We start from the raw sequence: 215 nt of genomic DNA on the forward strand, positions 1-215 counted from the left end.
ATCAGGTTTCTTTCCCTGAATTGCCGTGCCGACACATTCACGCAGACGATCAGGGGCGGTAGACCCGCGTCCTGCCAGGCCTTGTTCTGCCGACAGGCTTCGTGCAGAACCCAATCGCCGATGGGCACGATCAAGCCTGTCTCCTCGGCCGTCGGAATGAAAATGGCCGGTGACACCGTGCCTCGCGTCGGATGCTGCCAGCGTATCAACGCCTC

At 60.9% G+C, this 215-nt stretch carries 1 protein-coding gene; it reads right to left on the bottom strand.

What is annotated here, in order from left to right:
* Positions 1-215 (bottom strand): EAL domain-containing protein (locus DH08_RS30010; RefSeq protein ID WP_192182880.1); only part of this gene is annotated, 215 nt, incomplete at both ends.

The sequence above is a fragment of the Mesorhizobium amorphae genome (assembly GCF_014843845.1).
In the GTDB taxonomy this organism is placed as follows: Bacteria; Pseudomonadota; Alphaproteobacteria; order Rhizobiales; family Rhizobiaceae; genus Mesorhizobium; species Mesorhizobium amorphae_A.